The sequence below is a fragment of the Pseudonocardia xinjiangensis genome (assembly GCF_050948425.1).
Lineage (GTDB): Bacteria > Actinomycetota > Actinomycetes > Mycobacteriales > Pseudonocardiaceae > Pseudonocardia > Pseudonocardia xinjiangensis.
The window spans coordinates 6,349,053-6,375,882 of the sequence record NZ_CP192009.1 but is presented as its reverse complement, the minus strand read 5'-3'; the positions used below and the strand labels follow the sequence as shown (position 1 = coordinate 6,375,882).

Annotated in this window: 29 protein-coding genes; 19 read left to right on the top strand and 10 right to left on the bottom strand. The window is 74.0% G+C overall.

Annotation, left to right across the window (positions count from 1 at the left end):
• Window positions 1-143: 143 nt before the first annotated feature.
• From ACQPZA_RS29990 to ACQPZA_RS29965, 6 genes are all read left to right on the top strand, one after another.
• Complete coding sequence (locus ACQPZA_RS29990) at window positions 144-908, top strand: ABC transporter ATP-binding protein (RefSeq protein ID WP_169394442.1); 765 nt, start codon at window positions 144-146, stop codon at window positions 906-908.
• Between the two features lie 106 nt (window positions 909-1,014).
• Window positions 1,015-1,794, top strand: coding sequence for an enoyl-CoA hydratase/isomerase family protein (locus ACQPZA_RS29985; protein ID WP_433275467.1), 780 nt, complete (start codon window positions 1,015-1,017; stop codon window positions 1,792-1,794).
• Window positions 1,795-1,819: 25 nt separating this feature from the next.
• Complete coding sequence (locus tag ACQPZA_RS29980) at window positions 1,820-2,776, top strand: class I SAM-dependent methyltransferase (RefSeq protein ID WP_433275466.1); 957 nt, start codon at window positions 1,820-1,822, stop codon at window positions 2,774-2,776.
• 42 nt (window positions 2,777-2,818) lie between these two features.
• Window positions 2,819-3,973: a MacS family sensor histidine kinase gene (macS, locus tag ACQPZA_RS29975; protein ID WP_433275465.1), complete on the top strand. Its 1,155-nt coding sequence runs from the start codon at window positions 2,819-2,821 to the stop codon at window positions 3,971-3,973.
• Window positions 3,970-4,635 carry a response regulator gene (locus ACQPZA_RS29970; RefSeq protein ID WP_433275464.1) on the top strand — a complete coding sequence of 222 codons (666 nt, stop codon included), beginning with the start codon at window positions 3,970-3,972 and terminating at the stop codon, window positions 4,633-4,635. Before macS ends, ACQPZA_RS29970 begins: the two co-directional genes overlap by 4 nt.
• Before the next feature lie 86 nt (window positions 4,636-4,721).
• Entirely contained in the window at window positions 4,722-5,396 is a 675-nt protein-coding gene (locus ACQPZA_RS29965; protein ID WP_169394394.1) for a response regulator transcription factor, read from the top strand.
• A 9-nt stretch (window positions 5,397-5,405) separates the two neighbouring features.
• Here the strand turns inward: ACQPZA_RS29965 and ACQPZA_RS29960 are convergent, their stop codons facing one another.
• From ACQPZA_RS29960 to ACQPZA_RS29950, 3 genes are read right to left on the bottom strand one after another with little or no spacing between them, the layout of a single operon-like run.
• Entirely contained in the window at window positions 5,406-6,335 is a 930-nt protein-coding gene (locus ACQPZA_RS29960) for a nucleoside hydrolase (protein WP_433275463.1), read from the bottom strand.
• Complete coding sequence (locus ACQPZA_RS29955) at window positions 6,332-7,168, bottom strand: ribokinase (protein WP_433275462.1); 837 nt, start codon at window positions 7,166-7,168, stop codon at window positions 6,332-6,334. Before ACQPZA_RS29955 ends, ACQPZA_RS29960 begins: the two co-directional genes overlap by 4 nt.
• 43 nt (window positions 7,169-7,211) lie before the next feature.
• On the bottom strand, window positions 7,212-7,463 hold the full coding sequence (locus tag ACQPZA_RS29950; protein ID WP_433275461.1) for a hypothetical protein: 252 nt from the start codon (window positions 7,461-7,463) through the stop codon (window positions 7,212-7,214).
• 57 nt (window positions 7,464-7,520) lie between these two features.
• On the opposite strand from ACQPZA_RS29950, the gene ACQPZA_RS29945 reads away from it, so the two are divergent.
• On the top strand, window positions 7,521-8,297 hold the full coding sequence (locus ACQPZA_RS29945) for an acyltransferase (protein ID WP_433275460.1): 777 nt from the start codon (window positions 7,521-7,523) through the stop codon (window positions 8,295-8,297).
• Window positions 8,298-8,404: 107 nt separating this feature from the next.
• Window positions 8,405-8,563 (top strand): hypothetical protein, encoded by a 159-nt coding sequence (locus ACQPZA_RS29940; protein WP_169394398.1) that lies wholly within the window; start codon window positions 8,405-8,407, stop codon window positions 8,561-8,563.
• Here the strand turns inward: ACQPZA_RS29940 and ACQPZA_RS29935 are convergent.
• The 7 genes from ACQPZA_RS29935 to ACQPZA_RS29905 form a co-directional block, all read right to left on the bottom strand.
• The gene (locus tag ACQPZA_RS29935) at window positions 8,541-9,833 is read right to left on the bottom strand and encodes a glycosyltransferase family 4 protein (RefSeq protein WP_433275459.1); all 1,293 of its coding nucleotides are present in this window, start codon (window positions 9,831-9,833) and stop codon (window positions 8,541-8,543) included. The genes ACQPZA_RS29940 and ACQPZA_RS29935 overlap by 23 nt on opposite strands.
• A gap of 119 nt (window positions 9,834-9,952) precedes the next feature.
• Window positions 9,953-11,425, bottom strand: a complete 1,473-nt coding sequence (locus ACQPZA_RS29930) for a 1,4-alpha-glucan branching protein domain-containing protein (protein WP_433275458.1) — start codon at window positions 11,423-11,425, stop codon at window positions 9,953-9,955.
• Window positions 11,422-12,186, bottom strand: a complete 765-nt coding sequence (locus ACQPZA_RS29925) for a class I SAM-dependent methyltransferase (RefSeq protein ID WP_433275457.1) — start codon at window positions 12,184-12,186, stop codon at window positions 11,422-11,424. The genes ACQPZA_RS29930 and ACQPZA_RS29925 overlap by 4 nt, the downstream gene beginning before the upstream one ends.
• A 135-nt stretch (window positions 12,187-12,321) precedes the next feature.
• A complete protein-coding gene (locus tag ACQPZA_RS29920) occupies window positions 12,322-12,429 on the bottom strand; it encodes an SHOCT domain-containing protein (protein WP_433275456.1) in 108 nt (35 codons plus the stop codon).
• 97 nt (window positions 12,430-12,526) lie between these two features.
• Window positions 12,527-12,838, bottom strand: a complete 312-nt coding sequence (locus ACQPZA_RS29915; RefSeq protein WP_169394403.1) for a hypothetical protein — start codon at window positions 12,836-12,838, stop codon at window positions 12,527-12,529.
• A gap of 16 nt (window positions 12,839-12,854) precedes the next feature.
• Complete coding sequence (locus tag ACQPZA_RS29910) at window positions 12,855-13,832, bottom strand: DUF302 domain-containing protein (RefSeq protein WP_433275455.1); 978 nt, start codon at window positions 13,830-13,832, stop codon at window positions 12,855-12,857.
• Between the two features lie 82 nt (window positions 13,833-13,914).
• Window positions 13,915-14,046 carry a hypothetical protein gene (locus ACQPZA_RS29905; protein ID WP_433275454.1) on the bottom strand — a complete coding sequence of 44 codons (132 nt, stop codon included), beginning with the start codon at window positions 14,044-14,046 and terminating at the stop codon, window positions 13,915-13,917.
• A gap of 254 nt (window positions 14,047-14,300) precedes the next feature.
• Between ACQPZA_RS29905 and ACQPZA_RS29900 the strand changes: the two genes are divergently transcribed.
• From ACQPZA_RS29900 to ACQPZA_RS29850, 11 genes are all read left to right on the top strand, one after another.
• A complete protein-coding gene (locus ACQPZA_RS29900) occupies window positions 14,301-15,086 on the top strand; it encodes an electron transfer flavoprotein subunit beta/FixA family protein (protein WP_433275453.1) in 786 nt (261 codons plus the stop codon).
• Window positions 15,087-15,116: 30 nt separating this feature from the next.
• Window positions 15,117-16,064 carry an electron transfer flavoprotein subunit alpha/FixB family protein gene (locus ACQPZA_RS29895; protein WP_433275452.1) on the top strand — a complete coding sequence of 316 codons (948 nt, stop codon included), beginning with the start codon at window positions 15,117-15,119 and terminating at the stop codon, window positions 16,062-16,064.
• Between the two features lie 131 nt (window positions 16,065-16,195).
• On the top strand, window positions 16,196-16,960 hold the full coding sequence (locus ACQPZA_RS29890; RefSeq protein WP_169394407.1) for a GNAT family N-acetyltransferase: 765 nt from the start codon (window positions 16,196-16,198) through the stop codon (window positions 16,958-16,960).
• Window positions 16,957-17,859, top strand: coding sequence for a lysophospholipid acyltransferase family protein (locus ACQPZA_RS29885; protein ID WP_433275451.1), 903 nt, complete (start codon window positions 16,957-16,959; stop codon window positions 17,857-17,859). The genes ACQPZA_RS29890 and ACQPZA_RS29885 overlap by 4 nt, the downstream gene beginning before the upstream one ends.
• 88 nt (window positions 17,860-17,947) lie before the next feature.
• Window positions 17,948-19,159, top strand: a complete 1,212-nt coding sequence (locus tag ACQPZA_RS29880; RefSeq protein WP_433275450.1) for a cysteine desulfurase family protein — start codon at window positions 17,948-17,950, stop codon at window positions 19,157-19,159.
• A complete protein-coding gene (gene mnmA, locus ACQPZA_RS29875) occupies window positions 19,156-20,232 on the top strand; it encodes a tRNA 2-thiouridine(34) synthase MnmA (RefSeq protein WP_433275449.1) in 1,077 nt (358 codons plus the stop codon). The genes ACQPZA_RS29880 and mnmA overlap by 4 nt, the downstream gene beginning before the upstream one ends.
• Before the next feature lie 85 nt (window positions 20,233-20,317).
• A complete protein-coding gene (locus tag ACQPZA_RS29870; RefSeq protein WP_433275448.1) occupies window positions 20,318-21,124 on the top strand; it encodes a DUF1206 domain-containing protein in 807 nt (268 codons plus the stop codon).
• 116 nt (window positions 21,125-21,240) lie between these two features.
• Window positions 21,241-22,311 carry a methionine synthase gene (locus ACQPZA_RS29865; RefSeq protein ID WP_169394445.1) on the top strand — a complete coding sequence of 357 codons (1,071 nt, stop codon included), beginning with the start codon at window positions 21,241-21,243 and terminating at the stop codon, window positions 22,309-22,311.
• Between the two features lie 37 nt (window positions 22,312-22,348).
• Window positions 22,349-23,449, top strand: coding sequence for a pyridoxal-phosphate-dependent aminotransferase family protein (locus ACQPZA_RS29860; protein ID WP_433275447.1), 1,101 nt, complete (start codon window positions 22,349-22,351; stop codon window positions 23,447-23,449).
• Window positions 23,450-23,579: 130 nt separating this feature from the next.
• Window positions 23,580-25,994: an NAD-dependent DNA ligase LigA gene (gene ligA, locus ACQPZA_RS29855; protein ID WP_433275446.1), complete on the top strand. Its 2,415-nt coding sequence runs from the start codon at window positions 23,580-23,582 to the stop codon at window positions 25,992-25,994.
• Between the two features lie 114 nt (window positions 25,995-26,108).
• A complete protein-coding gene (locus tag ACQPZA_RS29850) occupies window positions 26,109-26,828 on the top strand; it encodes a 3-keto-5-aminohexanoate cleavage protein (protein WP_169394414.1) in 720 nt (239 codons plus the stop codon).
• Window positions 26,829-26,830: the final 2 nt, after the last annotated feature.

The window sequence follows — 26,830 nt, the reverse complement described above, 5'->3', positions numbered from 1 at the left end:
TAGGGCCCGTGGCAGCGCCGGGATCGCAATCTGAGTCCTTCCTCACCGCACGCAACCCCCCACTGAGCGTCAGCCCACGCACCGTCGTTGGAGACGGGGCGCGGACCGACACCGACCTCGACGGCACCGATCTCGTCATCGGGATGGAGGGCGTCGCGGTCCGGCGGGGCACGTCGACGCTGTTGCACGACGTCGACTGGGCCGTGGAGCTCGACGAGCGCTGGGTGGTGCTCGGGCCCAACGGGGCGGGCAAGACCACCCTGCTGCGGCTGGCCGCTGCGGAGCTGCACCCGACGGCGGGCACGGTGGACGTGCTGGGCGAACGGCTGGGCCGGGTCAACGTGTTCGAGCTGCGCACCCGGATCGGCCTCAGCTCGGCCGCGCTCGGGATGCGGGTCCCGGGCGACGAGACGGTGCAGGACGTCGTGGTCAGCGCCGGGTATGGGGTGCTGGGCCGCTGGCGGGAGCAGTACGACACGACCGACACCGAGCGGGCGGCGCAGCTCCTGGACGCGCTGGGGGTGCGCGGCCTGGCCGAGCGGACCTTCGGGACGCTGTCGGAGGGCGAGCGCAAGCGCACCCTGATCGCCAGGGCCCTGATGACCGACCCCGAGCTGCTGCTGCTCGACGAACCCGCCGCCGGGCTCGACCTGGGCGGCCGCGAGGACCTCGTCGGGCGGCTCGCGACCCTGGCCGCCGACCCGGACGCCCCCGCGTCCGTGCTGGTCACCCACCACGTCGAGGAGATCCCCGTCGGCTACAGCCACGGCCTGCTGCTGCGTGAGGGCGGGGTCGTGGCCGCCGGCCTGCTCGACGACGTCCTGACCGACGAGAACCTGACCGCCACCTTCGGCCTCCCGCTGAAGGTGCAGCGCCGCCGTGGCCGCTACACGGCGTGGCTGCGGTAGGAGCCTCCCCGGAAGTTCAGGAAAGCCACTTTCCTGCCCGGAGAGGGCGTGAAAGTGGCTTTCCTGAACCCGCGGGCTGCACACCCCCTGATCTAGGGTCGGGGCCGTGAGCGAATTCGTGACCCTCGAGGTCGAGTCCGGTGTCGGCACCATCCGGCTGGACCGGCCCCCGATGAACGCGTTCAGCCGGCAGGTGCAGGAGGAGCTGAAAGCCTCTGCCGAGGAGGCCACACGGCGGGCGGACGTCCGGGCCGTGGTCGTGTACGGCGGGGAGAAGGTGTTCGCGGCGGGCGCCGACATCAAGGAGATGACGGCCATGTCGTACTCCGACGTGGCCCCGGTCGCGCGCAGGCTCTCCGCCTGCTTCGGGGCGATCTCGGAGATCCCGAAGCCGACGGTCGCGGCGATCACCGGCTACGCGCTCGGCGGCGGGATGGAGGTGGCACTCGGCTGTGACCGGCGCGTGTGCGGCGACAACGCGAAGCTCGGCCAGCCGGAGATCCTGCTGGGGATCATCCCCGGCGGCGGTGGCACCCAGCGGATGGCCCGGCTGATCGGGCCGTCGCGGGCGAAGGACCTGATCTTCACCGGCCGGATGGTCGGGGCGGAGGAGGCGCTGGCGATCGGCCTCGTCGACCAGGTCGTGCCGGCCGACGAGGTGTACGCCGCGGCCCGTAGCTGGGCCGAGCAGTTCGCCACCGGTCCGGCCGTGGCGCTGGCGGCGGCCAAGAAGGCGATCGACGGCGGCCTCGACATCGACCTGCGCAGCGGCCTGGACCTGGAGGCGGAGCTCTTCGCGGCGCTCTTCGCCACCGAGGACCGGACGGCCGGCATGACGTCGTTCGTGGAGAAGGGCCCGGGCAAGGCGACGTTCAGCGGACGCTGAAGCGCGCCCCATATGCTGCCTACCCATGAGTACGGACCCGGCCCCGAACCCGCACGCCACCGCTGAACAGGTGGCGGCTGCCCAGCACGATCGGAAGCTGGCCAACGTCCTCTATCACGACTGGGAGGCGGGCTCGTACGACGACAAGTGGTCGATCTCCTACGACGAGCGCTGCATCACCTACGCCGCCGACCGCTTCCGGCTCGTGGCCGGCGACGGTGGCTGGCCCTACGGGCACGCGCTGGAGCTGGGCTGCGGCACCGGCTTCTTCCTGCTCAACCTCATGCAGGCGGGCGTCGCGAAGCGGGGGTCGGTCACGGACCTCTCGCCGGGCATGGTGCAGGCCGCCCTGCGCAACGCGGGCGGCCTCGGGCTGGACGTCGACGGCCGGGTGGCCGACGCCGAGCGCATCCCGTACGAGGACGAGACGTTCGACCTGGTGGTCGGGCACGCCGTGCTGCACCACATCCCCGACGTCGAGCTCGCGCTGCGCGAGGTGCTGCGGGTGCTGAAGCCGGGCGGCCGGTTCGTGTTCGCCGGGGAGCCCACCACGGTCGGCGACGCCTACGCGCGCCGGCTCGGGGCGCTCACCTGGAAGGCGACCACGACGATCACGCGGCTGCCCGCCCTGCGGGGGTGGCGGCGCCCGCAGGCGGAGCTGGACGAGTCGTCCCGGGCCGCTGCGCTGGAGGCCGTGGTCGACATCCACACGTTCGACCCGGCCGAGCTCGAGGGCATCGCCCGCCGGGCGGGGGCGGCGGACGCCCGCGTGGTCACCGAGGAGTTCACGGCGGCGATGCTGGGCTGGCCGGTACGGACGTTCGAGGCCGCGGTGCCGGCGGGCAAGCTCGGCATGGGCTGGGCGATGTTCGCCTACCGTTCCTGGCAGCGGCTGTCGTGGCTGGACCAGCGCGTGCTCACCCGCGTCGTGCCGAGGGCGTGGTTCTACAACGCGCTCGTCACGGGTACGAGATCCCGGTAGCTCGCCGATCACCGGGCGCGCCGCGTCGGCCAGGATGGAGCCGTGACGACGCCGACAGCCGCCGACACGGAACAGCCGCTCGCACCGCTGTGGCGCGGCCTGCTGGTCTACCGGGTGCTGGCACTGATGAGCACCTCGGCCGGAGTCCTGTACTCGCTGGACAGCTACGCCCGGCCCGGAGCCGCGGTGGCGGTGCTCGTGGTGATGGCGGTCTGGACGGTGCTCAGCAGCTTCGGCTACTTCGGTGCCCTGCCGGGGCTGCGGGACCGGTGCGGCCCGATCGCGGTGGCCGACATCGGGGTCACCGTCGCGGTGATGGCGACCACCCCCTTCGTGCAGACCCCGGCCCAGTTCCTCGGGGACGCCCCGGTGATGGGGTCGATCTGGACGCCGGGGGCGGTGCTGGCCTGCGCGCTCGTCTACGGAGTGCGCGGCGGGCTCGCGGGAGCCGCGACCGTCTCCCTCGCGCTGGTGGCGTTCCAGGCCCACTGGCGCGACGAGCTGCACGACATCCAGCTGCTCTTTCTCGTCGGCGTGACGATCGGTTTCGCGTCCACGGTGCTGCGGCGCGCCGCCGAGCGGCTGCGCCTCGCCGTGGCCGCCGAGGCCGCGCTCGCCGAACGGGAACGGTTGACGCGCGCGGTCCACGACGGTGTCCTGCAGGTGCTCGGGTACGTGCGCCGGCGGGGCGCCGAGCTGGGTGGCCCGGCGGGGGAGCTGGGTGAGCTGGCCGGGAAGCAGGAGTTCACGCTGCGCACGTTGCTGACCACCGGGGCCGCGCTCGTCGACGTCAACGGCAGGCGCGACCTCGCAGCGGCCCTGCGGGTGCTGGCCTCCGAGCACGTCAGCGTCTCCACGCCGGCGCACCGGGTCGAGCTGCCCGCGCACGTCGTCGACGAGCTGGTGGCGGTGGCGGCTGCCGCGCTCGCGAACGTCGCGGTGCACGTCGGCCCGCAGGCGCCCGCCTGGGTGTTGCTCGAGGACACCGGTGACGGCGTCCAGATCAGCGTGCGCGACGAGGGGCCCGGCATCCCCGAGGGCAGGCTGGACGCGGCGCAGGCCGAGGGGCGGCTGGGCGTGGCCCGCTCGATGCAGGGCCGGGTGCTCGACCTCGGGGGCACGATCTCCTGCGACACCGGGCCGGGCCGGGGCACGGACTGGACGATCAGGCTCCCGCAGCGGAAGGTGCCGGCATGACGGAGGAGAGCGACGCGATCACGGTGATGGTCGTGGACGACCATCCGATCTGGCGCGAGGGCGTGGCCCGGGACCTGACCGAACGCGGGCTGACGGTGGTCGCCACCGCCCCGGACGCGGACGCGGCGGTGCGGATCGCGTTCGCCACCAGGCCGCGTGTGGTGCTGATGGATCTCAACCTCGGCGCGTCGTCGGGGGTGCGGGCGATCGAGGGGATCCTCGGGAAGCTGCCCGAGACCCGGATCCTCGTGCTGTCGGCGAGCGGCGAGCACAGCGACGTGCTCGAGGCGGTGAAGGCCGGGGCCAACGGCTACCTGCTGAAGTCGGCGGGGGCCGACGAGCTGCTCGCGGCGGTCCGGCGCACGGCCGAGGGCTTCCCGGTGTTCACGCCCGGCCTGGCCGGGCTGGTACTGGGGGAGTACCGGCGGCTGGCGGGCGAGCCGGGCGGCACCGGCGGCGAGGCGCCGGTGCTCACGGAACGGGAGACCGAGGTGCTGCGGCTGGTGGCCAAGGGCCTCACGGCCCGCCAGATCGGCGAGCGCCTGGTGCTGTCGCACCGCACGGTGGAGAGCCACGTGCAGAACACGCTGCGGAAGCTGCAGCTGCACAATCGGGCGCAGCTCGTGCGTTACGCCATTGAGCGGGGTCTGGCCGACGGTTGATCACTCGACGTGATCTTCACGCGGCGAACGGGTGGTCCTGCGCGAACGGTTTCCTCCCGGCGTAACTCCTTGGGAGGATCCGCTTCATGATCGTGGGCGCCGCGGACGGGCGGGCGGGCAGCGAGGAGGAGGCCGGTCGTCCGGCCACCGCCGTGCTCGTCGGTGAGTTCACGGGCGGCGCGTACCCGGCCTCGGTGCTCGCCCGCTGCGGTGTCGAGCTGCTCGGCACGGTCGGGCCCCGCGACGCCGTGCAACTGGTGTTCGGGCTACGCCCGCAGGTGGTCGTCGTGGATCTCGCCGAGGGCCGGGCCGCACTTGCGGTGATCGGGTCCGTCACCGCGGCGGTCCCGCAGGCCGCTGTCCTCACGCTGACCGCCACCCCCGACCACGCCGCCGTGCTCGCCGCCGTGCAGGCCGGTTCCACCAGCCATCTCGTCGCGCCCGCCTCCGCGGAGGAGCTGGCCGACGCCGTACGCCGCACCGCGGCCGGGCACGCCGTCTTCAGCCCCGGGCTCGCCGACGTGGTGCTGGACGAGGTCGGCAGGCCCGTCGACCCGCAGGAAGGGGCCCGCCGGCTCACCGAGCGGGAGGCTGACGTGCTGCGCCTGGTGGTCGACGGGCTCACCGCCCGCCAGATCGCCACGCGGCTGGTCCTCTCCCCGCGCACGGTGGAGAACCACGTGCAGAACGTGCTGCGCAAGCTGCGGCTGCGCAGCCGCGCCGCACTGGTGCGCTACGCCATCGAGAACGGGCTCGCCTAGGAGCGCACGTCAGCCCAGGCGCAGCAGGCGGGCCAGTATCTCGGCCAGCACGGCCTGCGGGTCGGCGTCGAGGGCGACGTGCACCGGCGCCCCGGGCGCGTCCGGCACGGCGACGGTGGCTCCCCGGGCCGGTCCGAGGTCGCAGGCCACGTGGATCGGGAGAGCGGTGGTCACGAGCGTGCCGGGCACCATCGCCTCCAGCACGGCGAGTGCGTCGTGGAGCGCGACGGCGTCCACGCCGTACCGGGTGCGGTAGGCCGCGTGGTAGTGGCCGACCACCTGCGCGAGCTCCGCGCACCGGGGACCGCCGCCCGCGAGCGCGGCGAGCCAGTCGGCGCTGGCGGTACACCGGTGCGTGAGGTCGAGCGGCACCATCGTCACGGGCACGTCGGTCTGGGTGAACACCCGGTGCGCGGCCTCCGGGTCGGAGTGCACGTTGAACTCGGCGACGCCTCCGGTGTTGCCCGCGCCCAGCGAGCCACCCATCGCGACGATCCGTCCGATCCGCGGTGCCAGCTCCGGATGCACCGCGAGCAGCAGCGCGATGTTGGTCAGCGGCCCGATCGGCACGATCGTCACCGGTTCGGTCGCCGCGGCCAGCACCGACGCCATCAGCCCGACGGCGCCCCGCGGGTCGGGTTCTGCAGCGGGAGCGGGCAGCGCGTCGGCGCGGCCGCCGAGCCCGTCGCCGCCGTGCCACGCCTCGGCGCGCTGGCGCTGCGGGTGCACGAGCGGGCGGTCGGCGCCGACACCGAGCGGCACGCCGGACCGGTCGCAGAGAGCGAGGATCCGCCCGGCGTTCTCCGTGGTCCTCCGCAGCGGCACGTTGCCGAACACGGTGGTCACGGCCCGCACATCGACCTCGGGCGAGGCGAGCGCCAGCATGATGGCCACGGCGTCGTCCACGCCCGGGTCGGTGTCGATGATCAGCGCAGTCACAGGACGGCCGCCAGCTCGGCCGCGGTGGGCAGGGACGGCTGGGCCCCGGGCCGCGTCACGGTCAGCGCCCCGGCCGCGCACGCCCGGCGCAGCGCGTCGGCGTCGGACGCGCCGTCGAGCAGGGCCACCACGAGCGCGGCGGTGAAGGTGTCACCCGCCGCGGTGCCGTCGACGACCGTGACCGGCGGCGGCGCGGCCCGGGCCACCTCCCGGCCGCCCCGGCGCAGCACGGCGCCGTCGGCCCCGGCGGTGACGGCCACGGCGCCCGCGGCGTCGAGCCCGTCGATCGCGGCGTACTCCGAGGTGTTGACGACCACCAGGTCGACCTGGCGGAGCAGCGCGGGCGGGAGCGCCCGCGCCGGAGCGGCGTTGAGCACCACGAGCCCACCGGCGTGCTCCACCGCGGCCGTCACCGCGGAGTCCGGGATCTCCAGCACGGTGAGGACGGCGTCGGCGCCGCGGACGTCGTCCGGCGTGACCTGCAGGGCGGCGTTGGCGCCCGCGGCGACGACGATCGTGGTCTCACCGGAGTCGTCCACCGTGATCAGCGCCTGCCCGGTGGGGTGCGCGGGCTCCCGGCGCAGCCGGTCGAGTCCCACGCCGTCGCGGTGCAGCAGGGCGAGGGCCTCGTCGGCGGCGGGGTCGTCGCCGACCGCGGCCACCAGGGTCACCTCAGCACCGAGCCGCCGCGCCGCGAGCGCCTGGTTGGCACCCTTGCCGCCGGGCACCCGCTGCAGGTCGCTCGCGGCGAGCGTCTCGCCGGGAGCGGGCAGCCGGGGGACCCGGGCCACGAGGTCGAGGTTGACGCTGCCGACGACCGCGATCCGGGACACCTCGCGGACGATGTCCGATCACGCGCGGCGGCGCAAGAGCACCTCATTCCGACCGGGTCGGCTCGCTCTCGTCATCGTCGTCGAGGTCGTGGTCGGCGCGTTCGGCGGTGCTTCCCTCGCCCCCGCTCGACCGGTCCGGCTCGGCCGGGTCGGATCCGGGGTCGGCGGCGTCGTACGCGCGCTCGTCCTCCGGGCTGGCTCCGGTCGGGTTGTCGACCCGCCGGGAGACGACCCGGTCCTCCTCGGTGCCGGCGGGCGCCTCGGCGCCGACCGTGTGGGAGCTGTCACTGGTCACCTGCGCGACTACCCGGGCGGCGGCGCAGGCGAAACGCGGCAGCCCTATCGTCGGGTCATGACCAGCATGTGGGGCGCTCCCCTGCGTGACCGCTGGGGGCGCGCCCCGCGTCGCGACCCCCGGCAGGCCCGGTTCCTGACGATCGCCTCGCTGCGCTGGGTGATCCGCAACCGCGCCTACACGCCCTGGTACCTGGTCCGGTACTGGCGCCTGCTGCGTTTCCGGCTGGCGAACCCGCACGTGATCCTGCGGGGCATGGTGTTCCTCGGCAGGCGCGTCGAGCTGCACGCCCGCCCCGGGTACGGACGCCTGGAGATCGGCCGGTGGGTGCACATCGGCGACGGCAACTCGCTGCGCTGCCACGAAGGGTCGCTGCGCATCGGGGACAAGGTCGTGTTCGGCAAGGACAACACGATCAACTGCTACCTCGACGTGGAGGTCGGGGCGGCCACGATCGTGGCGGACTGGGTGTACGTCACCGACTTCGACCACCGCACGGAGGACGTGCACGTCCCCATCAAGGACCAAGGCATCGTCAAGACCCCGGTCCGGATCGGGCCCGACTGCTGGATCGGGGTGAAGGTGTCGATACTGCGCGGCACCCGGGTCGGGCGTGGCTCGGTGCTGGGGGCGCACGCGGTGGTGCGGGGCGACATCCCGGAGTACTCCGTCGCCGTAGGTGCCCCGGCCAGGGTGGTGCGCAACCGCGTGGCCGACTACGAGGCGGCGGCCGAGCGCAGAGCGGCACTCACCGACATCGCGGGTAAGACGGAAGCGGCCGTCCGGGAGCGTGTGGAGCAAACTTCAGGTAGTGCGTCCACCAAGAAGAGTTAACACAATCTGAATCGATGTGACCTGCCGCAACCTCGGTAACAAAGGCAGCCCTTCCCGCGTTGGACAGGGCGTCGGATACAAACCGCCAGCCAGGAAGTGGTGCCCCCATGAAGGACGACACCGTTCGCCGCCTCAACGCACTCGACGACGAGTACACGGCAGCCGTCAACGCTGCCGTCGCCGAGAACCGCGATGACCTCATCCACCAGCTCGTCGAGGAGTACCCCGACGCCGCGCTGGAGATCATGAGCAACGAGGCGGCCTGATCCTCACCCCGGGCGCCGAGCGCCCGAACACATTGCCGGTCGGGATCTTCGGCCGGCCGAGCTGGGCCGGTGCGCCCTCCGGCGCTGCCGCGTACACCGCAGCGGTCTCGGCGGCGATGCGGGCCCAGTCGAAGTCCACTGCGAGCCGTGCGCGTGCCGTATCGGCTCGCCGCGCTGCCGCCGTCGGGTCGCCGAGCACGGCGCCGACGGCCCGCGCGAGCGCCGCCACATCGCCGGGTGGGAACGACACCCCGGTCACCCCGTCCACCACCACTTCCCCGAGCCCGCCCGCAGTCGACGCCACGAGTGGCGCGCCGCCGGCGGCCGCCTCCAGGGCCACGATCCCGAACGGCTCGTAGCGGCTGGGCAGGACCACGGCGTCGGCAGCGGCGAGCAGCGCGACCAGATCCTCGTCGGGCAGGTGGCCGAGGAACTCGACGCTCCGCCGTACCCGGTGCGTCCGTGCCGACTGCACGAGCAGGTCCGCCGCGGTTCCGGTGCCGGCCACCAGCACCTTCGTCCCCGGGTGTGCCCGGCGGATCCGCGGGAGCGCCGCGATCAGGTCCTGCACCCCCTTCTCGTACTCGAGCCGCCCGAAGTAGAGCAGGAGCGGCTCCCCGGCCGGGGCGTAGCGCTTCCCCGCTGCGGCGACCCTGGCCGGGTCAGCGCGCCAGCGCCGGGGGGCGATCCCGTTGTGCAGCACCTCGACCCGTGCGGGATCCAGCTCGAACAGCTCGGCCACCTCGTCGCGCATCGCCGCCGAACACGTGATCACCTGGTCGGCGCGGTTGGCGAGCCACCACTCCGTGGAATGCACCTGCCGGCTCAGAGGTGAAGACAGCCAGCCCGCGTACCGCCCCGCCTCGGTGGCGTGGATCGTGGCGACCAGCGGCACTCCCAGTACGTCGGCCAGCGCGATCGCCGGATGCGCCACGAGCCAGTCGTGGGCGTGCACGACGTCGGGGCGCCACCCGATGAGCCGGGTGAGCGCGGCCCGCAGGAGCGCGTGTCCCATGGCCAGCGTCCAGGCCACCATGTCCCGTTCGAACTCGAGGTGCGCCGGGTCCTCGGCGACGCGCAGCACGCGCACCCCGTCGACGACCTCGTCCTGCGTCGGATGCGTGCCTGCGTCGGTGCCGGTGGGCTGGCGCGACAGGACGACGACCTCGTGCCCGGCCGCCGCCAGCTCCGTCGCGAGGGCGTGCACGTGCCGGCCCAGGCCCCCGACCACCACCGGTGGGTACTCCCAGGACACCATCAGCACCCGCATCCCCGGGAAACTACCCGGCGGTAAGTCCGGTGATCCCCCGACCGTGCACACGCCGTGGCCACCGTGCACACGTCCTGACATGTGCACGGTGGCCACGAGGTGTGCACGGTGCGCTCGGGTCAGAGCGCGCGGGCGTCCACGTGGCCGAAGGGGCGGGCGGGCCAGGACGCGATGCGGCGGGCGGCCTCCGTCCGGCTTCCGTCCGTGAGCAGCCCCGCCAGCTCCTCCACCCGGCCGGCGTGCCCGTACGCGCGGGAACGTGCGTAGTCGGCCGCCGAGTCCTTGCTGACCATGAAGGCCCAGTCGCTCGACAGCGCGAGCAGCGCCTCCTGCGCGAGCGCGTCCCGCACCGGGTCGCGGGCCAGGCCCGGTGCGACGGAGCCCAGCAGCGTCTTCTGCACCTGTTCGTTCAGCGTCACGAAGTCGGCGACCTGGTCGCCTGCCCACACGCGCCAGTCCTTCCCCGACCCCCAGGACGACGGCGGCAGCTCGACCGGCTCGCCGACGAGCCCGGCGTCGGCGGCACCGCGCAGGGTGGTCACCCGCACGCCCGCCTCGGGCAGCGCGCGCAGCACCGCCTCCAGCCAGGCAGGCCCCTCGTGCCACCAGTGGCCGAACAGCTCGGTGTCGAAGGCGGCGACGGTGAGCGCGGGGCGGCCCAGCCGTTCCTGCAGGTTCAGGAGCCGTTCCCGGACGACCGACACGAAGTCGGCGGCGTCGCGGGCCACGGCGGCGGCGGCGCGCGCGGGGTCGTAGGGCTGCTTGTCCTCCGGGGCCACCGCCCGCCCCGTGACGCGGGCGGGCTTGAGCCCCGACGGGTGGTCGAACGTGTGGAAGTCGCGGTAGTCGCGGTCGCCCGGATACCCGGAGCGCGGCGACCACACCCGGTAGGTCACCTCCAGGTCGCGGCCGAAGGCGAGCACGTCCGAGCCACCGGCCGGGCGCGCGAGCGCGGTGTCGCCGTGCAGCGCGGGCCCGTCGACGAGGAAGCGCCGCACTCCCGCCGCGGCGTACCCGTGTTCCATGCCCGGCGCGTAGCCGCACTCGGGCGCCCAGATGCCGGCGGGCCGCGAGCCGAGCCGGATCGTGGTGTCGGCGAGCCCGGTCTCGAGCGCGAACGCCCGGACCTCGGGCAGCAGCAGCGGGGCGAACGGATGCGTCGCGGGGCCGCCGAGCAGCTCCAGCGCCCCGGCGTCGGCGAGGCGGCGCAGCACCGGCGACGCGCCGTGGCGCCAGCGGGACTCGAACAGCGCGAGAGCCGCGGTGGCGGCGCGGTGTTCGTGGGTGGCCAGATCCGGGAGCCGCGGGGCGGCGCCGTGGGCGCGCAGCAGCCAGCCGCCGAGCCAGTCGTGCATGCCACGCAGGCAGTGCGGGTCGTCCAGCTGCGCGGCGAGCACGGGCGTGACCCCGAGCGTCAGCTGGTCACGGAAGCCCTCGGCGGCGAGCCGCTCCACGACGTCGAGCACCGGGAGGTAGGCGTGCGCCCATGCCTGGTAGAGCCACTCCTCCCCGACCGGCCAGCGCCCGTGGTGGGCGAGCCACGGGAGGTGGCTGTGCAGGACGAGGCAGAACGTCCCCGCAGGCTCACTCATGGACGCACCGCGACGGCGACGAGGTCCAGGCTCGCGTCGAGATCGTCGGCGGTGAGCTCGAAGTCGGCGCACGTCACCGAGGAGACGTCGCCGAGCAGGGCCGGGGGCCAGTCCGTACCGCCGACCGCCACCGCAACCTGCGCGCCGACGATCGAACCGCCGTGGCGGGCGTCGAGGGCGCGCAGCCGGGGACCGTGGTGCAGCCCGAGTACCTCGACGCCGGCGAACCCCGCGTCGCGCACGAGCCCGGCCAGCTCCGCCGCGGCCAGCTCCCGGGTGTGGAACGGGTTGAGCGGGGTGTCGCGCCCGGGGGAGAAGGTGATCCGGTTGGGGGTGGAGACGAACAGGGCACCACCGGGCCGCAGCACGCGGTGGCACTCACGCAGGAACCGCTCCTGCTCCCAGAGGTGCTCGATCACCTGCAACGTCACCACCGCGTCACAGCCACCGTCGCGCACCGGGAGTGCCACGAGGTTGGCCCGCGCGGAGCCGACTCGCGGGTAGCGCCGGGCCACGTGCGCGGCCGTGGCCGGGTCGTAGTCCAGCGCCAGCACGGCGGCCGCGCCCTCGGCCAGCAGGCCGGCTCCGTAGCCCTCCCCGCACCCCGCTTCCAGCACGACGGCACCCGTGCAGCGCGGGAGCAGCGCCCGGTAGATCACCTCGTGGCGGCGGAACCAGTAGTTCTCCTCGACGATGCCGGGCACGGTGCGCTCGCCGGTCAGCGGCAGGCCGGCCCCCTGATCAGCAACGGCATCACGCATCGACACGCGCACCCCTCGCTCGGTTGTTCCGTGCCGATCCGGCGGATGAAGGGGTCCTCACGCCGGGCACCGTCTCACGACGCACCGTCACGGTCCACGCACGGGCCATCCGCCGGTCCGGGAGTGCCGACGTCGTCAATGGCTCAGGAGCTGGGTCTTCTGCGAGGTGAACTCCTCCTCGGTCAGAACGCCCGCGGTTCGGGCGTCACCGAGGCGCATGAGCACGTCGAGCTTGCTGCTCATCGCCGAGATGCCCTCCTGCGTCATCGGCCGGCCGGCGGCGTCGCCGCCGTCGAGCTGATCGACCGGCCAGGCCGTGAGGCCTGACGACGTGACGGTGTCAGCCCGACGCCCTCGGGTGCGGGCCGGGCGTGCCCCGCACGGTGAGCACACCACCGACGTCGTACCTGAGCCAGGCGAGCAGCGTGGTGTCGTCCAGGGTGAGGGGGACCCGCGGCCCCGACCAGCTCAGCAGGGCTGTCGGCCGGTGGGCCAGCGCATCCTTGAGTAGCGCGGCCAGCTCGGGGGTGGCCAGCACCGACACCCCGTTGTGGCTCACCGGCTTACCGCCCGGCAGGCCCTCGGCGGCGTCTGGCCCGGTGCTGAGGACGTAGCCGCAGCCCTGCCGGTCGTCGTACCCGGTCACGATCACCGTGTCGCTCCGTACTTCATTCGATGAGGCCGGCCGCGAGTCGCGCGAGCCGGTCGGAATCTGCGGCCATCCGCACGACATTCGGGTTGTCGGCAGCCACGCCGTGCCGGGCGGCGAGCCGGGCCACGTCCGGATAGCCGATCTGGGTGAGGTTCTGCTCGTCGACCCACACGACGAAGCGCAGTGGCAGGTCCAGCCCGATGGAGGGGGCGGCGGCGAGCAGCGGGGCCTCGGCGGCCGGGTTGCTGACGAACACGACGGAGGTGGGCCGGATCGGCGGCCCCGGGGTGGCCGACCCCGCGGCCAGGTCGACCACGGCGAGCGAGCGGGTGGGGCTGCGGTCGGCCTCGCGGCGCAGCCGCTCGACGGTGGCGGGGACGTCGAGGCTGCCGTAGACGGTGACGAGATGGCCGGACGGCGTCACGCCGACCAGCGGGGACCCCACCGGGATGCGGGCGCCCGGCACCGCTGCGGTGAGGACGGCTGCGGTGGAGCTCTGCAGCGCATCGCGCGCGGCGAGGTCGCCGATGCCCGACACCGCGGCGATGTAGTCGGCGCTGTCGACCGTGAGGCTCACCGAGCCGTCGGCGGCCTGGCGCATCAGGTAGCGCTGCGGGAGCTCGGCGCCGGCCCGCTGGTCGATACGCAGCAGCGGCCACTGGCCGGCGGGAGATCCGCCGATGACCAGTGTGGAGGCCGGGATCGTCGTCCCGGCCTCCCGGGCCGAGGCGGTGTGGTCGACCACCGTGGTCACGGAGCCGCCATCGGCGGTGATCGCGCCCTGCACCCGCTGCACGGTGCCGGCGACGTCAGTACCCGCCGCCAGGAGGATCGTGCCCGGCGGCTGGCCCGGGGCGGAGTGCGGTTCGAGCTCCACCTCACCGTTGCCGGGATTGCCACACGCGGCCGCGACGACGGCCAGCGTCATCGCCGCCCCCCATGTCCGGATCGTGTCGGATCTCCGGGTCGGGTGGGCTCGGACCAGGACGGACATGGGGCAGCTCCGCGTGTAGACGGGTGCCCGACCCTATCCGGGCTTCAGCTGCTCCGGGCGACGGAAGCGAGGGGCCCGCCGGTCAGCGGCGGCGCAGGCGCGCCAACAGGCCGCGGGCACGCTCCTGGTTGCGGGGGTCGGACGCCATGCGGCGGCCCTGGTCGGTCATGCGCCGGCCCTGCGGGCTGGCGAGGAAGTGCTTGATGCGATCCATGATGGGCATTTTGTCGGATACCCGCTCGACTGGATCGCCACACGAGGAACCGGCGCCGGTGCTCGCTCGGGTGAGGAGTTTCACCCGGGGGCCCGTTTGCGGGCTGGCTACTCGCTGGTAACAATTGCGCGATCCGGCTGGCCACGGCGCGCACCCGCGGGCGTGGCAGAGTCGGCAGCTGGACGCCGAACGCGGGCGTCCTCCGTGAGGCCCACCGCGGCTCGTCCGCACCGGCAGGAGGTCGAAGAGGTCCGATGAACATCGTCGTGCTGGTCAAGCAGGTGCCGGATACCTACTCGGAGCGCAAGCTCAACTCGTCGGACGGCACCCTGGACCGGGACGCCACCGACGCGGTGCTCGACGAGATCAACGAGCGTGCGGTGGAGGCGGCCCTGCAGTTGAAGGAGGCCCACGACGGCGAGGTCACCGTCCTGACGATGGGGCCCGCGCGCGCCACCGACGCGATCCGCAAGGCGCTGTCGATGGGCGCGGACAAGGCGGTGCACCTGTCGGACGAGGCTCTGCACGGCTCGTGCGCGGTGCAGACCGCCAAGGCGCTGGCCACGGTGCTGGGCACCGTCGAGGGCGGGTTCGACCTGGTGGTGGCCGGCAACGAGGCGTCCGACGGCCGGAGCGCCGCGGTGCCCGCGATGGTGGCCGACGTGCTCGGCCTGCCGGCGCTGACGCACGCCCGTGAGGTCACCGTCGACGGGTCCACGGTGACCGTCAGGCGCGAGACCGACGACGGCGTCACCCACCTCAGTGCCGAGCTTCCCGCGGTGGTGAGCGTGGGAGAGAAGATCAACGAGCCGCGCTACCCGTCGTTCAAGGGGATCATGGCGGCGAAGAAGAAGCCGGTGGTCACCCTCTCGCTGGCGGACGCGGGGATCGACCCGTCCGAGGTGGGGCTGGCCACCGCGCTGACCACCGTGGCCTCGTCGCAGCCCAAGCCGCCCAAGAGCGGCGGGGAGAAGATCGAGGACGAGGGTGACGGCGGCGCGAAGGTGGCCGCGTTCCTGGTCGCCCAGAAGCTCATCTGAGAAGCGTTCGACGGGAAAGAGGAGAAGCTCATGGCCGAGGTGCTGGTCCTCGTCGACCACCTCGAGGGTGAGATCAAGAAGAGCACGTTCGAACTGCTGACCGCCGCCCGTGCGCTGGGCGAGCCGTCGGCGGTGGTGGTGGGTGCCGCGGGCACGGCCGCCAAGCTCGCCGACGTGCTGAAGGAGCACGGCGCCGAGAAGATCTACGTCGCTGAGACCGACTCCACCGACTTCCTCACCCCCGAGGTGGGGGTGCTGGCGTCGCTGGTCGAGTCGAAGGACCCGGCGGCGGTGCTGATCGCGGTGTCGGCCGACGGCAAGGAGATCGCCGGGCGGCTCGCGGTACGCACCAACAGCGGGCTGCTCGGTGACGTGGTCGCCGTGTCCGCCGACGGCGTCACGCACTCGGTGTTCGGTGGCGCCTACATCGCGGAGGCCCGGGCCACCACCGCCCACCCCGTGATCACGCTGCGTCCGGGTTCGGTGGAGATCGAGCCCGCCGCGGGCGCAGGCGTCGAGGAGAGCGTGCCGGTGCCGGCGAGCCAGGGCAGGGCCGCCACCGTCACGAGCCGGGAGCCGATCGTCGGCGGGGACCGTCCGGAGCTGACCGAGGCGTCGGTCGTCGTGTCCGGTGGCCGCGGCGTGGGCTCGGCCGACGACTTCCAGGTCGTCGAGGCACTCGCCGACTCGCTCGGTGCCGCGGTCGGTGCCTCCCGCGCCGCGGTCGACTCCGGGTACTACCCCCACCAGTTCCAGGTGGGGCAGACCGGCAAGACGGTGTCGCCGCAGCTCTACATCGCACTGGGCATCTCGGGGGCGATCCAGCACCGGGCCGGGATGCAGACGTCCAAGACGATCATCGCGGTGAACAAGGACGCGGAGGCGCCGATCTTCGAGATCGCCGACTTCGGCGTGGTGGGCGACCTGTTCAAGGTGGCCCCGCAGCTCAAGGACGAGATCGCCAAGCGCAAGGGCTGATCTTCCCGCGCGGTCAGTGCCCCGGGCGGTGAGCGCCGTCCGGGGCGCGATCGGCGCTGTTCATCGGGTTGCCACCACCGGTCGACGCCCGCGGGGTTCGGCGTTCGCCCACGTCCCGTACCAACACCGGCGTGACCTCATCGCAGGTTCTGGCGCGTACTCCGCAGGCCGCAACCTCACGCTACTCGCTGTTGATCACCACTGACCCGGACGAGGTACGCGAGGCCCAACGGCTGCGTCACCGCGTCTTCGCCGGAGAGCTCGGCGCCGTGCTGCACACCCCGCAGGCCGGCCTCGACATCGACCACTTCGACGAGTTCTGCGACCACCTCGTGGTCCGCGACGACGTCACCGGCGAGATCGTCGGCACCTACCGGATGCTGCCGCCCGACCGGGCGCGCGCGGCGGGCGGGCTCTACATGGAGTCCGAGTTCGTGATCGACGCGCTGGCGCCGCTGCGGCCGTCGCTCGTGGAGACCGGACGGTCCTGCGTGCACCCCGACCACCGCGACGGGGCGGTCGTGGGGCTCGTCTGGGCCGGCATCGCCCGGTACATGCTGCTGACGGGGAACCGGTGGCTGGGCGGCTGCGCGAGCGTCCCGCTGGGCGACGGGGGCGGGCTCGCCGCCGGCGTCCGCGACCGCGTGCGTGCGCGGCACCTGTCCCCGCAGCCGTACCGCGTGCAGCCGCTGCGGCCGTGGGACCCGGCCGGCACCGCTGCGCCCCAGCGGGTCCAGCTGCCCCCGCTGCTGCGCGGCTACCTGCGGCTCGGGGCGTGGGTGGCCGGAGAGCCCGCGCACGACCCGGACTTCGACTGCGCCGACTTCATGGTGCTGCTCGGCCTGGACCACATGGACGAGCGGTACGTGCGGTTCTTCCTGGGTGACGCGGAATGACCGGGCCGACGGCGCTACCGCACCCGGCGCAGCAGGCGGCGGGCTGGGCGCCCTCGTCGCCGTGCGGACCGGGCTGCCTGCAGGACGACGACCGGGACGCCGCCTCCCGGCTGCGCATGGCGTCGCGACTGGCCCGGCTGGTCGTGGTGCTGCTCGCCGCCGTGCTCGTGGGCGCCGTGCTGGCCGTGCCGCTGCTGCGCGGCCCCGTGCGGGGACACGCGCTGCGCGTGGGCTGCCGGGCCGCCCTGCGTGCGGTGGGGGTGCGGCTGCGCGTCAACGGCGGCTTCTCCACCGGCGGGGCGGGCGTGCTCGTCGTCGCCAACCACCTGTCCTGGATCGACGTGCTCGCCATGGGCGCCGTGCAGCCCGTGCGGATGCTCGCCAAGCAGGAGCTGCGGGACTGGCCGGTCATCGGAGGGCTGGCCGCGCGCACCGGCGCCCTGTTCGTCGACCGCGCCGGGCTCCGCTCCCTTCCCGCCACCGTCGCCGCCACGACCCAGGCGCTGCGCTCCGGGGCCGTCGTCGGCGTCTTCCCGGAGGGCACGACGTGGTGTGGTGCCGCGGCGGGGACGTTCCGGCGGGCGGCGTTCCAGGCTGCCGTCGACGCGGAGGTGCCGGTGCGACCGGTGGCGATCGGGCTGCGGCGCCCCGACGGGAGTGCGGACCGGTCGTCGGCGTTCGTCGGGGATCAGACGCTCTGGGACTCGCTCTCCCGGGTCCTGCGACTGCCCGCGCTGGTCTGCGAGCTGACCGTGCTCCCGGTGATCCCGCCCGGCGTGGCTGCCGACCGGCGGGAGCTGGCCCGGCTCGCCGCGGATGCGGTCGGGGCGCACACCGGCGTGACGCATCCGCACACGCGGCACCACCCGTCCTGCGCCGCCGCCCCGGTGGCCGCATAGCCCGGGGTGGCCCACCGCGGGCGACTACTCTGGGGGCGCGTTCAATGACCGGGACGGGTAGCCGACCTGAATGGCAGCGTAGAGCTCAGTGACACCTCCAGCGATCTATCTCGACCACGCCGCCACCACCCCGATGCTCGACGAGGCGGTGGCGGCGATGACCGATGCGATGCGTCGCACCGGCAACGCCTCCTCGCTCCACACCGCGGGACGCCGCGCCCGGCGCGCCGTCGAGGAGTCCCGCGAACGGATCGCGGCCGCGGTGGGCGCGCGGCCGTCGGAGGTCGTGTTCACCACCGGTGGCACCGAGAGCGACAACCTGGCGGTCAAGGGCCTGTACTGGGCGCGCCGGGCCGCCGACCCGCGCCGCACCCGGGTGCTGGTCTCGGCGATCGAGCACCACGCGGTGCTCGACTCCGCGGAGTGGCTCGCCCACCACGAGGGCGCCGAGGTGGAGCTGCTGGAGGTCGACGAGGTCGGCCGGGTCCGCCCCGAGACGCTGCGGGCCGCGCTCGCCCGCGACCCCGAGCGGGTGGCGCTGGTCTCGGTCATGTGGGCCAACAACGAGGTCGGCACCGTCAACCCGGTCCGCGAGCTCGCCGCCATCGCCCACGACTTCGACGTGCCGATCCACAGCGACGCGGTGCAGGCAGTCGGCGTCCTGCCGGTCGACTTCGCGGCGTGCGGGGCGGACGCGCTCACCCTCACCGGCCACAAGCTCGGCGGCCCCATCGGGGTCGGCGTGCTGCTGCTCGGGCGGGAGGTGGCGCTCACCCCGCTCCTGCACGGTGGCGGCCAGGAACGTGACGTGCGGTCCGGCACCCTGGACACCCCGGCCGTGGTGAGCCTGGCCGCCGCCGTCGAGGTGGCGGCCACCGGCTCGGCCCGTCGGGCGGCCACCATCGCCGGGCTGCGCGACGACCTCGTCGGCAAGATCCTCGCCGCCGTCCCGGACGCCACGCTCAACGGCGACCCGGGCACCGGCGTCGTCGAGGGCGGCCCGTCGCGGCTCCCGGGCAACGCGCACCTGTCCTTCCCCGGCTGCGAGGGCGACAGCCTGCTCATGCTGCTCGACGCGCACGGCATCGAGTGCTCCACCGGCTCGGCGTGCACCGCGGGGGTGGCGCAGCCCAGCCACGTGCTGCTCGCGATGGGTGCCGACGAGGCCACCGCGCGCGGCTCGCTGCGGTTCTCCCTCGGCCACACCTCCACCCCCGCCGACGTCGACGCCGTGGTCGCGGTGATCGGCGCCGTGGTCGAGCGGGCGCGGCGGGCAGGGCAGCCGGCAGCGGTCCGATGAGGGTGCTGGCCGCGATGAGCGGCGGGGTCGATTCCGCCGTGGCGGCGGCCCGCGCCGTCGAGGCCGGGCACGACGTCGTCGGGGTGCACCTGGCGCTGTCGGAGACCCCGGCCGCGCTGCGCGGTGGCTCCCGGGGGTGCTGCTCACGGGAGGACGCCTCCGACGCCCGGCGGGCCGCCGACGTCCTCGACATCCCGTTCTACGTCTGGGACTTCGCCGCGCGCTTCACCGCCGACGTGGTGGACGACTTCGTCGCGGCGTACGCGGCGGGACAGACCCCCAACCCGTGCCTTCGGTGCAACGAGAAGATCAAGTTCTCGGCCCTGCTGGAGCGGGCGCTCGGGCTCGGCTTCGACGCGGTCTGCACCGGGCACTACGCGCGCCTCACCGCCGGCGAGCTGCGCCGCGCCGTCGACGACGGCAAGGACCAGTCGTACGTGCTCGCCGTGCTGACGCAGCACCAGCTGGCCCACGCGATGTTCCCCATCGGCGACACCGAGAAGCCCGCCGTGCGCGCCGAGGCCGCCGCCCGCGGCCTGCGGGTGGCCGACAAGCCCGACAGCCACGACATCTGCTTCATCCCCTCCGGCGACACCCGCGCGTTCCTCGGCGCCCGCGTCGGCGCCCGGCCGGGCCCGGTGGTCGACCACGCCACCGGCGAGGAGCTGGCCCGCCACGACGGCGTGCACGGGTTCACGGTCGGGCAGCGCAAGGGCCTCGGCATCGACGCGCCCGCAGGCGACGGCCGTCCCCGCTACGTGCTGGGGATCGAGCCGGTCACCGGCACCGTCCGGGTCGGGCCGGCGTCCGCGCTCGACGTCCGCACGATCGACGCCGTCCGCCCGGTCTGGAGCGCGGGACACGCGCCGGCCGACCGGTTCCCGTGCGTGGCCCAGGTCCGGGCCCACGGCGGGCTGGCCGCAGCGGTGGCCGTGCCGTCGGCCGACGGGCTGCGCGTTGAGCTCGACGAGCCGCTGCGCGGTGTCGCTCCTGGCCAGGCGGTCGCCCTGTACCGCCCGGACGACGCGGGCGACGTCGTGCTGGGCAGCGCCACGATCACCGGGGCGCACTGAGCTCGGGCCGCCGGTCCGCAGTTCTCCCGCCGAGTGGCGGTGTCGCCCGGCCCGGGGGACGCTTCGCGCGCACGAGGAGGTGCGCATGGTGTCCGACACCGGAGCGGCGGCGCGGGACGTGGTCCGCAGTGCCCCCGTGGTCCTGCTCGGCCGCGTCGGCCTGGTGGCGTACGGCGTGGTGCACCTGCTGGTCGCCGCGCTCGCCGTGCAGGTCGCGCTCGGTGATCGGGAACGGGTCGACAAGAAGGGCGCGCTCCAGGCGATCGCGGAGCGGGGACCGGGGGTGGTCCTGCTGTGGGTGATCACGGTCGGCCTGGTCGCTCTCGTGGTCTGGCAGCTCGCCGAGGCCGTGTGGGGCCACCGCGGAGAACCGGTCGGGAACCGCGTGCTGCGGACCGCCGTCAACCTCGCGGAGGCGGCGCTGTTCGGCGTGCTGGCCTGGTCGGCCGGATCGGTCGCCGCGAGCGGAGGCGCACCGTCGCAGAAGCCGTCGTTCGCCACGGTCGTGTTCGGCCTGCCCGGGGGCCCGCTGCTCGTGGGACTCGCCGGCGTCGGGCTCGTCATCGGGGGCGGCTACGCGGTGCACCGTGGCCCCACGCACGCGTTCCTGCGCGAGCTCGACCTGCGGGGGGCGGGGCTCAACCGCTCGCTGCTGGTCACCCGTATCGGCCAGGTCGGGTGGACCGCGCTCGGGCTGGTCTACGGGATCCCCGGCGTGCTGCTCGTCGTCGCCGCGGTGCGGTTCGACCCGGCGCAGCCGACCGGTCTCGACGCGGGGCTGCAGGTCGTGGCCGACCAGCCGTACGGGCCGGTGGTCCTCATGGTGCTGGCTCTCGGACTGGTCGCGTTCGGGGTCTACTGCTTCTTCGACGCCCGGTACCGGAAGGCATGACCGCGCACGGCGGGTGGTAGACACCGGCCGTGAGTACCGATGACGCCCTCGAGGCCGCGATCGCAGCGGCCGGCCTGGCCGGGGCCACCCCGGGACGCACGGCGGGCGGCGGCGCGATGGTCGTGCCGGACCCGGTCGACGACACCGAGGAGGCCGCGCCGCTGCCGCGCTGGCCCGACGGCGCCGCCACGGGAGTCGGCTCCCTGCCCGGCACCGATCCGCGCGAGGCCGCCGCCGCGGTCGTGGGCGAGCTACCGCTGTTGCCCTTCCTGCCGGAGCTGCCGGCCCGCGGGGTCGGTGCCGACATGATCGGCCGAACCGCGGCGCTGCTCGTGGACATCGCCGTGGAGGTCGTGCCCAGCGGCTACCGGGTCACGGCGCGGCCGGGAGGTGATCACCGCCGCGCCGTCGACCTGCTGCGCACCGACCTCGACGCGCTCGACGAGGCCTGCGAGGTCGCCCGGCCGGGCTGGGTGAAGGTGCAGGTCGCCGGGCCGTGGACGCTCGCGGCGGCCGTCGAGGTGCACTCGGGCCACCGGGTGCTCACCGACCACGGTGCGGTCAGCGAGTTCGCGGCGAGCCTGCTGGACGGGCTGCGGGTGCACATCGCGGAGGTGGCCGCCCGTACCGGCGCCCAGGTGCTGGTGCAGCTCGACGAGCCCACCCTGCCTGCGGTGCTGGCCGGCACGCTGCCCACGGCGTCGGGCTACGGGACGGTGCGCTCGGTGGGGCGCAACGAGGCGCAGGACGCGCTGCGCGACCTCGTCACGGGCCTCGGGGTGCCGGTGGTGGTGCACTGCTGCGCGGACCGGCCGCCGGTGCGGCTGCTCGCCGGCATCGGCGCCGCCGGCATCGGGATCGACGCCACCCGGCCCGTGTTCTCCGGCAGCAGCGCACTGCCCGCCGCGCTCGACACGCTCGGTGAGGTCTGGGACAGCGGCACGCCGCTGCTGCTGGGACTGGTGCCGGCGCTCGACCCCGGACGGCCGGTGACGTCGCGGGATCTCGCCCGACCCGCCTTCGACCTCGCCGACCGGCTGGGCTTCGACCGTTCGCGGCTCGCGACCCTCGCCGTACCCACCACGACCTGCGGGTTGGCCGGTGCGACCCCGACCTGGGCCCGGCGCGCGCTGGCCCTGTCCCGTGAGCTGGGTGACGCATTCCTCGACCCGCCCGAGGAGTCCTGAGTCTTTTGTCCCTCGTGCCGCGCGTACCGTGCCAGGCATGCACGGTGACCGTCTGCTGCTCGGCCCGGGACCATCGACCCCGTACCCGGAGGCTGTCGAGGCACTGGCCCGCCCGGTGCTCGGCCACCTCGATCCGGAGTACCTCGCGCTGATCCACGAGACCGGCGACCGCTTGCGCCAGGTCTTCCGCACCGAGAACCCGTTGACGCTCCCGGTCAGCGGCACGGGCTCGGCCGGCATGGAGGCCTGCCTCGCCTCGCTGCTGGAGCCGGGGGAGACGGTGATCGTCGGCGTCAACGGCTACTTCGGTGAGCGGCTCTGCGAGGTCGCGCACCGCGGCGGCGCGCGGGTGGTGCGGGTCGAGGCCCCGTGGGGCACCGCGCTCGACCCGGCCGACGTCCTCACCGCGCACCGGGCCCACCCGCAGGCCGCACTCGTGGCGGTCGTGGCGGCGGAGACGTCCACCGGCGTCCGCAACGACGTCGCCCCGCTCGGGCCGGAGCTCGCGCAGACCGACACGCTGCTGCTCGTCGACGCCGTCACCGCGCTCGGCGGCACCCCGCTCGAGGTCGACGCCTGGCAGATCGACGCCTGCTACTCCGCGTCCCAGAAGTGCCTCGGCGCCCCGCCCGGGCTCGCTCCGGTGACGCTCGGCCCGCGTGCCGTCGCGAAGATGCGCAACCGCACCACCCCGATCCACTCCTTCTTCCTGGATCTGGGCCTGCTCCACGACTACTTCCTGGCGAGCCCGCCGCGCTACCACCACACGGCGTCGTCCACGCTCGCGTACGCGCTGCACGCGGGGCTGGGACGGCTGCTGGAGGAGGGCGTGGAGTCGGTCTGGGACCGGCACGCGCGGGTCGGTGCGCTGCTGCAGTCCGAGCTGCCCGAGCTGGGGTTCTCGCTGGTGGCGCCCGACGGTGCCCGGCTCCCGCAGCTCACCACCGCGGTGCTGCCCGACGGCCTGGAGGACGGACCGGCCCGCACCCGCCTGCTGGCGGAGTACGGGATCGAGGTCGGCGGCGGGCTCGGGGATCTCGCCGGCCGGGCGTGGCGGATCGGCTTGATGGGCCACGCGGCCACGGAACGCTCCGTGGTGACCCTCCTGGGCGCGACGAGAGAACTCCTGAAGGCCTAGAACCCTCCGGGGGTGAGTTCAGGAAAGCCACTTTGCTGCCCTCTGCGGGCCTGAAAGTGGCTTTCCTGAACTTCCTGACCTGGGGCGTCGGGACCGGGGACTGTCGGTCCGGCTCGGTAGCCTCACGGGCGTGAGCCCAGAACCTGCCCCCGCCGCCCCGCCGGTCGAGGCCCGTGAGCGGCACTCCCGGTTGGCGGCCGAGGTCGCCGACCACCAGTTCCGCTACTACGTGCTCGACTCTCCCGTGGTCTCCGACGGGCAGTTCGACACGCTGTGGCGCGAGCTGGTGGCTCTGGAGGAGCAGTACCCCGAGCTGGCCACACCGGAGTCGCCGACGCAGAAGGTGGGCGGGCGGTTCTCCACCGAGTTCGTCGCGCACGACCACCTCGAGCGCATGCTCAGCCTCGACAACGCCTTCAGCGCCGACGAGATGCGGAGCTGGGCCGAGCGGGTGGCCCGCGAGGTGGGCGCGGAGAAGCTCCACTACCTGTGCGAGCTCAAGATCGACGGGCTGGCCGTCAACCTGCTCTACGAGAACGGCAGGCTCACGAGGGCGCTCACCCGCGGCGACGGGCGCACCGGTGAGGACATCACGCTCAACATGCGCACCCTCGAAGAGGTGCCCGACCGGCTCACCGGCACCGCCGAGTTCCCGGTACCGGCGCTGATCGAGGTGCGCGGCGAGGTGTACTTCCGGCTGGAGGACTTCCAGGCGCTCAACGCGTCGCTGGTGGAGGCGGGCAAGCCACCCTTCGCCAACCCGCGCAACACCGCGGCCGGGTCGTTGCGGCAGAAGGACCCGAAGGTCACCGCGTCGCGCCATCTCCGGCTGATCTGCCACGGCTTCGGCAAGCGCGAGGGGTTCGCGCTGGAGCGCCAGTCCCAGGGCTACGACGCGCTGCGGGCGTGGGGGCTGCCGGTGTCGGAGCGCACCGTCGTGCTCGACGGCGTCGACGAGGTGGTCGCCCACGTCGAGTACTGGGGCGAGCACCGCCACGACATCGAGCACGAGATCGACGGCGTCGTCGTCAAGGTCGACGAGGTGGCGCTGCAGCGGCGGCTCGGGTCCACCTCGCGGGCGCCCCGCTGGGCCATCGCGTTCAAGTACCCGCCGGAGGAGGCCACCACCAAGCTCCTCAACATCGAGGTCAACGTGGGCCGCACCGGCCGGGTCACCCCGTTCGCGCAGATGGAGCCGGTGGTCGTGGCCGGGTCCACCGTCTCGCTGGCCACGCTGCACAACGCCGACGAGGTGCGGCGCAAGGGCGTGCTCATCGGCGACCACGTCGTCATCCGCAAGGCGGGCGACGTCATCCCCGAGGTGCTCGGTCCGGTGGTCGACCTGCGCGACGGCTCGGAGCGCGCGTTCGTCATGCCCACCCACTGCCCCGAGTGCGGCACCCGGCTGGTCCGGCAGAAGGCGGGCGACGTCGACCAGCGCTGCCCCAACGCCCGCTCCTGCCCCGCGCAGCTGCGGGAGCGGCTGTTCCACGTGGCCGGGCGGGGCGCGTTCGACATCGAGGGGCTGGGCTACGAGGCGGCCACGGCCCTGCTCGCCTCCGGCGTGGTGCAGGACGAGGGCGACGTCTTCACCCTCACCGCCGACGACCTGCTCCGCGTCGACCTGTTCCGCACGAAGGCGGGGGAGCTGTCGGCCAACGGCCACAAGCTGCTGGCCAACCTGCAGGAGGCGAAGGACCGGCCGTTGTGGCGGGTGCTCGTCGGGTTGTCCATCCGGCACGTCGGTCCCACGGCCGCGCAGGCCCTCGCCCGCGAGTTCGGCTCGATGGACGCGATCGAGGAGGCGGCGGAGGCCGCGGCCCGCGACACCGCCGCGGCGGGGATCCCGATCACCTCCGACGGCTCGGTCGCCGACCCGGACGACGCGGCCACGTCGGCACTCCTATCCGACGACCCGGCGGCCGGTGCTCCCGCCGCCGGCGGTGCGGCGGCCGGGGAGGTGGCCGTCGACGGCGCAGCCCCTGTCGATGACGTACCAGCCGACGGTGCCGCCATCGCGGGCGGCGAGGTCGTGCCGGAGCTCTCCGCGGAGGAGCGGGCCGCAGCGGCGGAGCGGGCTGCCCGGGTTGCGGCGCGGGCGCAGTCGAAGGCCCTCACGGCGGCGCTGGCGCCGATCGCCGGCGTCGAGGGGGTCGGGCCCACGATCGCGGCCGCGGTCCGCGACTGGTTCACCGTCGACTGGCACCGGGAGGTCGTCGAGAAGTGGCGCGCGGCGGGCGTCCGGATGGTCGACGAGGTCGACACGTCGGTTCCGCGCACGCTCGACGGCCTGTCGATCGTGGTCACCGGCTCGATGGAGGGGTACTCCCGCGACGAGGCCAAGGAGGCCATCACGGCCCGCGGCGGGCGGGCGGCGGGGTCCGTCTCCAAGAAGACGGCGTTCGTGGTGGCGGGCGACGCGCCCGGTTCGAAGTACGAGAAGGCACTGGAGATCGGGGTGCCGGTCCTCGACGAGGCGGGCTTCCGGGTTCTGCTGGAGCGCGGGCCGGATGCGGCACGGGAAACGGCGACCGTTGAGGGATGAGCCCCCGATCGTGTCAGCCGTGAGTCCGTATGATCGATGTGCCGAGGGCCTCAGGTAGGGCCGCTCGGCTGTCGATCGTTGTACGACTCGGTTTTACGGTTCGGGGGTGGGCGGGTGCTGCAGGCGGTTCTGAACGGATCGCGGCCGGCCGACGCGCATCCCGCACTCCCGGTCCTTGCGCGGCATCTCGCGCGTGACGCCCGTGACGTGGCGCAGTTGGGCATCACGTCGGTGCACGTGCACCCCCGCGGGCCCGACCAGCAGGAGACGCTCGACCCGATCTACGTCGGCGACACCGTGGCGGCCATCCGCGCGCAGGTGCCCGGCATGGAGATCGGTGTCACCACCGGCCGCTGGATCCAGCCCGATCCCCTCAAGCGCATCGAGGCCGTGCTCGCGTGGGGGCACCTCGGGGTCGGCAAGCCCGATGTCTGCTCGGTCAACGTGCACGAGAAGGGCTGGGTCGACGTCTGCGCCGCGGCGGCGTCGGTGGGCATCGGTGTCGAGCTCGGCGTCTGGACCAGCGGCGACGCCGTCACACTGCGCACCACCGGCGTGCCCCGGGGCACCACCCGCGTACTGGCGGAGTCCACCGTCTCCGACCCGGAGACGGCCGTGGCCGAGGCGGTGCGCATCCTGCGCGCGCTGGGCACGCTCCCGGTGCCGATCCTGCTCCACGGCGAGGAGGACGGCGCCTGGCCGGTGCTGGAGTACGCGATGCGGATGGGCATCGACACCCGCATCGGCTTCGAGGACGTCCTCGTCACCCCCAGGGGCTGGCTGGCCACGGGTAACGACCATCTCGCCGAGCTCGCGCTGGAGATCCGCGTCTGATC

Excerpts from the sequence above, each read along its gene's own strand:
- ACQPZA_RS29990 (WP_169394442.1), top strand. The coding sequence starts at position 144 with ATGGAGGGCGTCGCGGTCCGGCGGGGCACGTCGACGCTGTTGCACGAC.
- ACQPZA_RS29980 (WP_433275466.1), top strand. The coding sequence starts at position 1,820 with ATGAGTACGGACCCGGCCCCGAACCCGCACGCCACCGCTGAACAGGTG.
- ACQPZA_RS29970 (WP_433275464.1), top strand. The coding sequence starts at position 3,970 with ATGACGGAGGAGAGCGACGCGATCACGGTGATGGTCGTGGACGACCAT.
- ACQPZA_RS29965 (WP_169394394.1), top strand. The coding sequence starts at position 4,722 with ATGATCGTGGGCGCCGCGGACGGGCGGGCGGGCAGCGAGGAGGAGGCC.
- ACQPZA_RS29945 (WP_433275460.1), top strand. The coding sequence starts at position 7,521 with ATGACCAGCATGTGGGGCGCTCCCCTGCGTGACCGCTGGGGGCGCGCC.
- ACQPZA_RS29940 (WP_169394398.1), top strand. The coding sequence starts at position 8,405 with ATGAAGGACGACACCGTTCGCCGCCTCAACGCACTCGACGACGAGTAC.
- ACQPZA_RS29935 (WP_433275459.1), bottom strand. The coding sequence starts at position 9,833 with ATGCGGGTGCTGATGGTGTCCTGGGAGTACCCACCGGTGGTGGTCGGG.
- ACQPZA_RS29930 (WP_433275458.1), bottom strand. The coding sequence starts at position 11,425 with ATGAGTGAGCCTGCGGGGACGTTCTGCCTCGTCCTGCACAGCCACCTC.
- ACQPZA_RS29925 (WP_433275457.1), bottom strand. The coding sequence starts at position 12,186 with ATGCGTGATGCCGTTGCTGATCAGGGGGCCGGCCTGCCGCTGACCGGC.
- ACQPZA_RS29920 (WP_433275456.1), bottom strand. The coding sequence starts at position 12,429 with ATGAGCAGCAAGCTCGACGTGCTCATGCGCCTCGGTGACGCCCGAACC.
- ACQPZA_RS29910 (WP_433275455.1), bottom strand. The coding sequence starts at position 13,832 with ATGTCCGTCCTGGTCCGAGCCCACCCGACCCGGAGATCCGACACGATC.
- ACQPZA_RS29905 (WP_433275454.1), bottom strand. The coding sequence starts at position 14,046 with ATGGATCGCATCAAGCACTTCCTCGCCAGCCCGCAGGGCCGGCGCATG.
- ACQPZA_RS29900 (WP_433275453.1), top strand. The coding sequence starts at position 14,301 with ATGAACATCGTCGTGCTGGTCAAGCAGGTGCCGGATACCTACTCGGAG.
- ACQPZA_RS29895 (WP_433275452.1), top strand. The coding sequence starts at position 15,117 with ATGGCCGAGGTGCTGGTCCTCGTCGACCACCTCGAGGGTGAGATCAAG.
- ACQPZA_RS29885 (WP_433275451.1), top strand. The coding sequence starts at position 16,957 with ATGACCGGGCCGACGGCGCTACCGCACCCGGCGCAGCAGGCGGCGGGC.
- mnmA (WP_433275449.1), top strand. The coding sequence starts at position 19,156 with ATGAGGGTGCTGGCCGCGATGAGCGGCGGGGTCGATTCCGCCGTGGCG.
- ACQPZA_RS29870 (WP_433275448.1), top strand. The coding sequence starts at position 20,318 with ATGGTGTCCGACACCGGAGCGGCGGCGCGGGACGTGGTCCGCAGTGCC.
- ACQPZA_RS29865 (WP_169394445.1), top strand. The coding sequence starts at position 21,241 with ATGGTCGTGCCGGACCCGGTCGACGACACCGAGGAGGCCGCGCCGCTG.
- ACQPZA_RS29860 (WP_433275447.1), top strand. The coding sequence starts at position 22,349 with ATGCACGGTGACCGTCTGCTGCTCGGCCCGGGACCATCGACCCCGTAC.